The sequence below is a fragment of the Listeria sp. ILCC792 genome, assembly GCF_900186135.1.
GTDB lineage: Bacteria > Bacillota > Bacilli > Lactobacillales > Listeriaceae > Listeria > Listeria goaensis.
In genome coordinates this window covers 66041-73606 of record NZ_FYBO01000014.1, presented here as the reverse complement: position 1 = coordinate 73606, position 7566 = coordinate 66041, and the positions used below count along the sequence as shown (strand labels likewise).

The following is a 7566-nucleotide window of genomic DNA, read 5'->3' as shown; positions in this document are numbered from 1 at the left end:
ACGCATTACAAGTCACCACACAAAAAGGCATCAAAGGATTGGACAAGGTCGGACAAACGGCAACCGCCATGAAAGGCTCTTTAAACTTGCCACCACGAAAAAATCTAGCCTTAGCTGGCATGGGAGGTATCCCGAATCAAGCGCCTTCCAAAATCGCCCAAGGGACCGAGAATCTGAAAGATGTGCTTCGGAAGTTTGATGTAAATTTGGGTGGCGGAGGCAAACGGGCTGATGGTATAATGGAAAAAGCCAGTGGGGCTGAAAATAGTTTTGGTGAATTAATGAGCCCAGAGGAAGCGGCTAGATATGACCAATATTGGGGAAGAAAAGCACCTCAAGTAGGAACTCCCAATTCTAGTTATTATCATTACAGAGAGTACAATGGGACTATTGAAAAATCAAAAGTAATTTATGATGAGTTTGGTAGACAAAGTATTCGAGTTGATTTTAGTGATCATGGAATGCCTCTAGAACATAGCGTTCCTCATATACATGAATATTTGTATGGTCCAGGGTTATCACCAGAAAAAGGGATGAAATTTGATTATAATTATTAACAGAAAGAGGTTTTTTAATGATTAAGTGGTATGAAGGAACAATTTTGGAAAAAGAGTATCCAAATTTTTTAACAACAAACATTACAGGTATTAGAAGCATCAATTATTATATAGATTACAATGAATTCTACGATGAAATTTCTTATGTTGAAATCAAATTCACTTTTGAATATGAACAAAAAGAAAAAATACTAACCATTTTATTTAAAGATATTGCAAGCTTATCCATAGAAAATTTTGGAGAATCATATAATCAATTGTCAGGGTTTAAAATTTCAAAGGTAGAATCTAGTTTTGAAACACAGCGAAAATATTATTTAGATGACTATGAAGATGATTCAATTCATTTTTATTTTAAAGAATTAGAAATTATATCTGCAAGTTAAATAAAAAATAAAAAGGCACTCTACTACTCGACGGGAATCGAGAAAATAGAGCCTTGACTAGTAAGCACAATCTCACTAATCAAGTTTCTAGTAGCTAACATAAGCTAGCTGTATTTATTGTACAGAGATTTAAGATTGAAAAAGAAGCGATTGAACTTTGTCGTTTCTTTTTTTATTTTCTAGCCCAAAGAAAGCCAGTGGGGCTGGCGGATTCAATATTAATGAAATTCGACCAAAATTAAAAACAGATTCCGATACTGCATTTTTCTGGTCTGGTAGAACAGATGGTGTTGGAGGAGCTGACATAGCGGCAAGTGTAGCAAAGGGTAAAGGGGGTACGACTTTAGAATCAACAATAGAGAATAAAAATATTAAAATGCCAGAATGGGATTTTAACAATGGAAGCTTGGGATTTGGCTTCAGGTGCTTATGCAGAACAAGTTTCTGGTCAAGTTCGTGCAGTAGTTGGTTCAGAGTTGAGACCTGGTAATATATGGGAGAATGTGGAGTTACCTCGATTAAAAAGTAATCCTAAAGTTACCAAAATTACTACAATTGACCCTAAAACAGGAATTGAAAAAATCATTTTTGAAAGGAAGTAAATTAAATGAAAATTACAGGTAGTAGCTCACACGTAAAATTTGATTTAGAAAATGGATATGCAGTAAAGGCAGATGGAGAAATATTAGTAGGAGGAAAATTTGTAGCTTTTAAAGATTCAATGAAGAATTGGGAGTTACCACATGAAAATGAAAAACTTTCAGAAAAAGAAATCCAAGAAATTATTCAGCAAGTAAAAGAGAATACGAATGAAAACACTGTACAAATCTCATTCGAATAATAAGTAGTATAGTGAATTTGAAAATGGTATTCATGTTGCTCATGAATAAAGTAAACCGAATATTTCTTAGGTGTACAATGATTTTAATTAGAATATAGTAAAGGTATTGTAACGGTATTAGTGAAGCACCAATCACTGATACCGTTTTCTGATTTTGTCCCCTCTCTCAGCAGGTATAACTTTAAGTGTAGCTTGCGGCAGTCTTGATTACGGGGAAAGACTAGGTGACTGGCCGCGAAGCAGTTATAAATTATATCTATTTTGCTAGAGAATATAGAAGAAATTTAGGAAATATAAAGTTATTAAAATACTATTACCGTTTAGCCGTGCGTAATACGTTCTTACAAAGAAAGAGGCTAGGACAGATCCTAGCCTCTAAAATTAATTGTTCTATAATTCATTTTCGCAGAAACACATTCTAAAACAACCGCGCATTCTTCAACATTTCCTGCTTGTCTTTATAGGCTTTTTGAATGCTTTCTTTTCCAGAAACTTCGGAGACGCCAACGTTCCACCAGCCTAAATAGCCGTCGGACATGGTTTTTGGGAGGACTTTCATTTCGATGAGCGTTGTACGTGTTTGCTTTTTCGCATCTAAGAGCGCTTGCGTAAGCTCTTTTTTGTTGTTCACCCGATATATTTTTGCCCCGTAGCCTTCTGCAATTTTTGCATAGTCGACATTCAAAATCCGGTCATTTTCATCCCGAAATTCGCAGTAAAAGCTTTTGCTCCCGTTTGCCATTTGTAGGTTGTTGATACAGCCGAAACCAGAATTGTCGAACAGCATAATGTTGAGCTTATGACCGTACTGGAGAGATGTTAGAAGCTCTGAGTGAAGCATGTTGAAGCTGCCATCTCCCACCATGGCGTAAACTTCTTTCTCCGGCGCTGCGATTTTCGCCCCAAGCGCCCCATTAATCTCGTAGCCCATGCACGAGTAGCCGTATTCAAGGTGATACGTTTCTGGCACTTCTGTGTTCCACAAACGGTGCAAATCGCCAGGCAGCGAACCAGCCGAAGTGAGCGCAATGCTGTTTGCATCTACCACCTCATTAATCGTGAGCAGTGCTTCTGTTTGGGTAAATTCTGTGTTCAAAGCATCGGCATATTCGTTTAATGTTGCGGTCGCAAATTGATTTTTGATTTCGGGTTCAAAATTCTCACGCGTAAACTTCACATTTGCCAGACGTTCACGCTCTTTGTCCCACTCTTCTTGTAAAATTTGCAGTTCATCCCCGTAAGACGTGAGATAACCTTCTAGGCGCGGCTGTAGCGTGGTAAGCGCCGTTTTAGCATCCCCTACCACTTGAAACGCATCAAATTTATACGCTTGTTGCCGACTCACATTAATATTCAAAAATTTCGTTTGCGCTTGAAAGGCTGTTTTTGAACTGGTGATAAAATCCGTGTAGCGCGTGCCAACGCCAATGACGAGGTCGGCCGACTGCACGATTTTATTTGCCGCAAGCGTGCCTAGAATGCCGCTGCCACCCAAATTGTTCGCAAATGTACTTTCTACCGTCGATTTCCCGGCGTGCGTTTCCACTAGTGGAATGTTATGCCGCTCTGAAAGCGCGATTAATGCCTCGCGTGCGCCAGAATAGCGCGCCCCACCGCCCACAATGATGACCGGACGCTCACTCGCTGTAATTAAATCCGCCGCACCAATTAATTCGCGTTCAGCCGGTATTCTGCGATTCATGTGGTGAATTCGCTTTTTGAAAAATTCAACCGGATAATCATACGCTTCCCCTTCCGTATCTTGCGCAATACAAATTGTTGCGGGGCCTGCGGTTTCAGGGTCGGTCATCACTTCAAATGCGCGGATAAGCGCGCTCATGATTTGTTCTGGGCGCTCAATTCGATCCCAGTAGCGCGAAACCGGGCGGAGCGCATCATTTGTTGTCACATCGGCACTGTACGCATGTTCAAGTTGCTGTAACACAGGATCAGGCTGGCGTGTGGCAAATGTATCCGCCGGCAAGAAGAGCACCGGAATATTGTTCGCAAGTGCTGTTCCAGCCGCCGTCACGAAATTGGCGCTCCCTGGGCCAGCTGATGCAGTACAGGCGAAAATTTTCTTACGGTTGTTCTGTTTCGCAAAACCAATCGCGGCGTGCGCCATGCCTTGCTCGTTTTTCCCCTGATAAATCTTTAAATGTCCCTGGTGCTCTTCAAGCGCTTGGCCGATGCCGACCACATTTCCGTGACCAAAAATCGCGAAAATGCCTTCCACAAATGGCGTCACTTCGCCGTCAATTTCAATATATTGCTCATTCAAAAACTTCACTAATGCTTGTGCCGTCGTCAACCGAATTTTTTCATTTGGCATAAGGCGCACCTCCAGTTTTACTATTTTTGCGCTTCAATCAGCGCTTCAATTTCATGCGAAGTCGGCATCGCATCTGAAGAACTATGCTTACTAATTACAATCGAGGCCGATGCACTCCCGTATTTTAGTGCCGTTTCCACCCCTTTATTTGTGAATAAAGCATAGAGAAAAGCAGATGCATACGAGTCGCCCGCTCCAAATGTTTTCAAGACGTTCGTTTTGTACACCCCAGCTCGGAAAACCTCGCCTGCCTTCGTATATGCGTTTGAACCACTTGCGCCGTGTTTAATCACAACAAGCTTCGCATGGTGGGAAAATAGGTGCTTCGTCGTCACCTCATTCGCACCGCCTGAACGCCCTTCCATCACATCATATTCATCGCGCGTTCCAATGACAATATCAGCCTGTTCGGCAACAAGCGAATAATAAATCGCGGTTTCTTCTTCCGAAACCCACGTGTACGGGCGGTAATCTAGTTCAAACGCGACAAGGCAATCGTTTTTTCGTGCAAGCTGAATCGCTTTTAAAATAGCCTCACGAGATGGACTTTTGGCGAGTGCCGTTCCAGATACGAGCAAAAGGCGTGCCGAGCTTAAATATGCTTCATCGATTTCGTTTGGCTGCAAATATAAATCCGCCACATTATCGCGGTACATTAAAATACTACATTCGTCGGGGCTTTTGATTTCCGTGAAGGCAAGCCCAACTTTATGCCCTTCCGTATCCACGACCATGCCGTCCGTATTTACACCAACTTGTTTCATATAGCCTTCAATAAAACGACCATGTTGGTCATCTGGAATTTTCCCAATGAATCCAGCACAGAGGCCCAATTTGGAAGCACCAATGGCAATATTTGCAGGACTTCCACCTACATATTTAGAAAAAGTCATCGTTTCTTCCATCGGGCGATTATACTCCACCGCATTTAAGTCAATGCATGCGCGGCCAATGGCGATAATATCAAATTTTCGTTCTTTATGTGTATTTAAATCCATTTTTAGTCCTCCTCTATTTGCGGTCCAGTATCCAAGCGTGTGCCGGGTCATTATGGAATTTCCAAATCCGCTCTGGTCCTGCCATCACATTCAAATAATAAGACGTATAACCGTCTGGTACGCCAACCGGGTGATAGCCAGCAGGCACCAGTACCATATCGCGATTTTCCACCGTCATCGTTTCATCAATCGACCGGTCATCTGTATACACACGCTGGAACACAAAGCCTTGCGCTGGATTCATTTCATGATAATAACTTTCTTCCAAAAAAGATTCCGCTGGCAAATTGTTTTGATCATGTTTATGCGGTGGATAACTCGAAAAGTTGCCGCCTTCTGTGTACACTTCCACTACTAAAACGCTATCCGTCACGTCAGAATCATCCGGTAAAATATTATGCACCAAACGCCTATTTTGATATTTTCCACGCGCTTCAATCGTATTACTACTTGCGGGAATAAAACGCACAGGCAAAGCCTTTTCAGTTGGTGAATAGCAAAGTGCCACGCGCGCCATTTCCGATTCGCCAGCAATTTCAAACCGCTGACCGCGTCCCACATACACACTATCGGTTGGAATTTTTTCAAAAACAGATTTTCGCGTCCCAATCTGTTCAAAAACCTCATTTTCAGTGCGTACTGTGATTTTTCCGGTTAAAGCAACGATACAAACTTCCATATCTGCCAAAGTTTTCCCGTACGTTGCCCCTTTTTTGACATCAAGCATCATAAAAGCCACATAGTGCAGCGGCGCATTGTCCTCCGTCACGCGGTGCACACAAGTAATCCCTTCCTTTAAAAGCTCGTTTTGCGGTTTTCTTAAAAGTTTTGCCATGTTCACTTTGCCTCCTAGTAACCTTTTTGTGAATAACGCGCCGTTACTACTTTTTTATGCGTGAAGAAATCTACGCTATCTTTTCCATTCGCATGCAAAGTCCCATAAAATGATGACTTCCAACCAGAGAATGGGAAGAAGGCCATTGGAGCTGGCACACCCAAATTAACGCCAAGCATGCCCGCATCAATATTTTCACGGAAGTAGCGCACCGCTTTCGCACTATCTGTAAATAAGCAAGCCCCATTAGCAAACTCCGATTGATTCGCAATCTCAACCGCTTCCTGTAAATTTTTCACCCGAATGATGGATAAAACGGGCGCAAAAATTTCATCTTTCCAAATGGTCATATCCGTTGTCACGTCTTCAAAAATGGTTGGGCCAACAAAGTAGCCGTTTGCTGGTACTTTTTCGCGTCCATCAACAACCAATTTTGCGCCTTCTGCAACTCCCTTTTCAATATACGAAAGCGTTCTTTCTTTGTTCTCCTCGCGAATGACTGGCCCTAAAAAGACGCCATCATCGAGGCCGTTGCCAATTTTTATTTCCGACGCTCTCTGTTTTAGAGCTTCGACAAACTCGTCATAAATCCCATCTTCAACGGTCGCCACCGCGCACGCCATGCAACGTTCGCCAGCAGAGCCAAAAGCCGCCGCAATGACGTTTGTCACCGTATCCTGAAGGTCCGCATCATTCAGTACGATGGTATGGTTTTTAGCCCCCGTAAGAGCTTGAACGCGTTTTAAATGAGCGCTTCCTGTTTGGTAGACATATTCCCCAACGGGCTTCGAGCCAACAAACGAAACCGCTTTAATCGTTTCATTTTCCAAAATACCATTTACGACATCATGCGCCCCGTATACAATGTTTAGCACGCCATCTGGCAGTCCTGCTTCGGCAAATAAATTGGCCAATTTTTCCATTAACAGTGGGGTGCGTTCTGATGGTTTTAAAATGAAGCTGTTGCCAAGCGAGATGGCCATCGGGAACATCCAGCAAGGTACCATCATGGGGAAATTAAATGGTGCAATGCCGCCGCAGACGCCAATTGGATAACGATAATTTACAGCTTCCACGTCTGTCGCGATGCTTGCAAGCGAATCCCCCATCATAAGTGACGGCGTACCAGCTGCAAATTCAACGTTTTCAATGCCACGTCCGACTTCGCCAAGTGCTTCGGACAAATTTTTCCCATTTTCCATCGTAATTAATTTAGCCAGTTCTTGTTTATTTTTTTGTAGCAATTGTTGAAAGTTGAATAAAATCCTTGCACGCCTAGGAACCGCCACTTTACTCCATTTTAGAAAAGCCGCTTGCGCAATTTGTGCGGCGCTATCTAATTCCGCGCGCGTCGAAATCGGCACTTGGCAAATGACTTCTCCAGTTGCCGGATTGATAACGTTTTCAAAATTATCCGTGCTACTCTCTATCCATTTTCCGCCGATAAAGTTTTTCATTTTTCTTACCTCTGTCATATAAGACGCCTCCACTCATTTAACTTACTCCACAAATTGTCATATTTTGATTACATCTTCATAATAGTAGTTTGATTTCAAACGTTCAACATGCCTTATGATTTTATTTGTCAGCACAGATGACAATAGTTTGGACTATGAA

The 7566-nt window shown here is 42.4% G+C and carries 7 protein-coding genes and 1 pseudogene; 4 read left to right on the top strand and 4 right to left on the bottom strand.

Features of this window, described 5'->3' with window-relative positions:
- From CFS60_RS12795 to CFS60_RS12780, 4 genes and pseudogenes are all read left to right on the top strand, one after another.
- A partial coding sequence (locus CFS60_RS12795; RefSeq protein ID WP_369823203.1) for a hypothetical protein occupies nucleotides 1-557 on the top strand: 557 nt, incomplete at its 5' end.
- Between the two features lie 17 nt (nucleotides 558-574).
- A complete protein-coding gene (locus tag CFS60_RS12790) occupies nucleotides 575-943 on the top strand; it encodes a hypothetical protein (RefSeq protein WP_088839340.1) in 369 nt (122 codons plus the stop codon).
- A 376-nt stretch (nucleotides 944-1319) separates the two neighbouring features.
- Nucleotides 1320-1545 (top strand): annotated as a pseudogene (locus CFS60_RS12785) (hypothetical protein).
- 5 nt (nucleotides 1546-1550) lie between these two features.
- The gene (locus CFS60_RS12780; RefSeq protein WP_088839339.1) at nucleotides 1551-1784 is read left to right on the top strand and encodes an Imm74 family immunity protein; all 234 of its coding nucleotides are present in this window, start codon (nucleotides 1551-1553) and stop codon (nucleotides 1782-1784) included.
- A 418-nt stretch (nucleotides 1785-2202) separates the two neighbouring features.
- Here CFS60_RS12780 and iolD read toward each other — a convergent pair whose 3' ends face one another.
- The 4 genes from iolD to CFS60_RS12760 are packed head-to-tail and all read right to left on the bottom strand — an operon-like array spanning nucleotide 2203 to nucleotide 7424.
- Nucleotides 2203-4116: a 3D-(3,5/4)-trihydroxycyclohexane-1,2-dione acylhydrolase (decyclizing) gene (gene iolD / locus CFS60_RS12775; RefSeq protein WP_088839338.1), complete on the bottom strand. Its 1914-nt coding sequence runs from the start codon at nucleotides 4114-4116 to the stop codon at nucleotides 2203-2205.
- A 20-nt stretch (nucleotides 4117-4136) separates the two neighbouring features.
- Entirely contained in the window at nucleotides 4137-5114 is a 978-nt protein-coding gene (gene iolC / locus CFS60_RS12770; protein ID WP_088809905.1) for a 5-dehydro-2-deoxygluconokinase, read from the bottom strand.
- A 13-nt stretch (nucleotides 5115-5127) separates the two neighbouring features.
- Entirely contained in the window at nucleotides 5128-5949 is an 822-nt protein-coding gene (iolB, locus tag CFS60_RS12765) for a 5-deoxy-glucuronate isomerase (protein ID WP_088839337.1), read from the bottom strand.
- Between the two features lie 14 nt (nucleotides 5950-5963).
- Nucleotides 5964-7424 carry a CoA-acylating methylmalonate-semialdehyde dehydrogenase gene (locus tag CFS60_RS12760; protein WP_088809903.1) on the bottom strand — a complete coding sequence of 487 codons (1461 nt, stop codon included), beginning with the start codon at nucleotides 7422-7424 and terminating at the stop codon, nucleotides 5964-5966.
- Between the last annotated feature and the right edge of the window lie 142 nt (nucleotides 7425-7566).

Coding starts and splice junctions, on each gene's coding strand:
- iolC (WP_088809905.1), bottom strand. CDS start 5,114: ATGGATTTAAATACACATAAAGAACGAAAATTTGATATTATCGCCATT.
- CFS60_RS12760 (WP_088809903.1), bottom strand. CDS start 7,424: ATGACAGAGGTAAGAAAAATGAAAAACTTTATCGGCGGAAAATGGATA.
- CFS60_RS12780 (WP_088839339.1), top strand. CDS start 1,551: ATGAAAATTACAGGTAGTAGCTCACACGTAAAATTTGATTTAGAAAAT.
- iolD (WP_088839338.1), bottom strand. CDS start 4,116: ATGCCAAATGAAAAAATTCGGTTGACGACGGCACAAGCATTAGTGAAG.
- CFS60_RS12790 (WP_088839340.1), top strand. CDS start 575: ATGATTAAGTGGTATGAAGGAACAATTTTGGAAAAAGAGTATCCAAAT.
- iolB (WP_088839337.1), bottom strand. CDS start 5,949: ATGGCAAAACTTTTAAGAAAACCGCAAAACGAGCTTTTAAAGGAAGGG.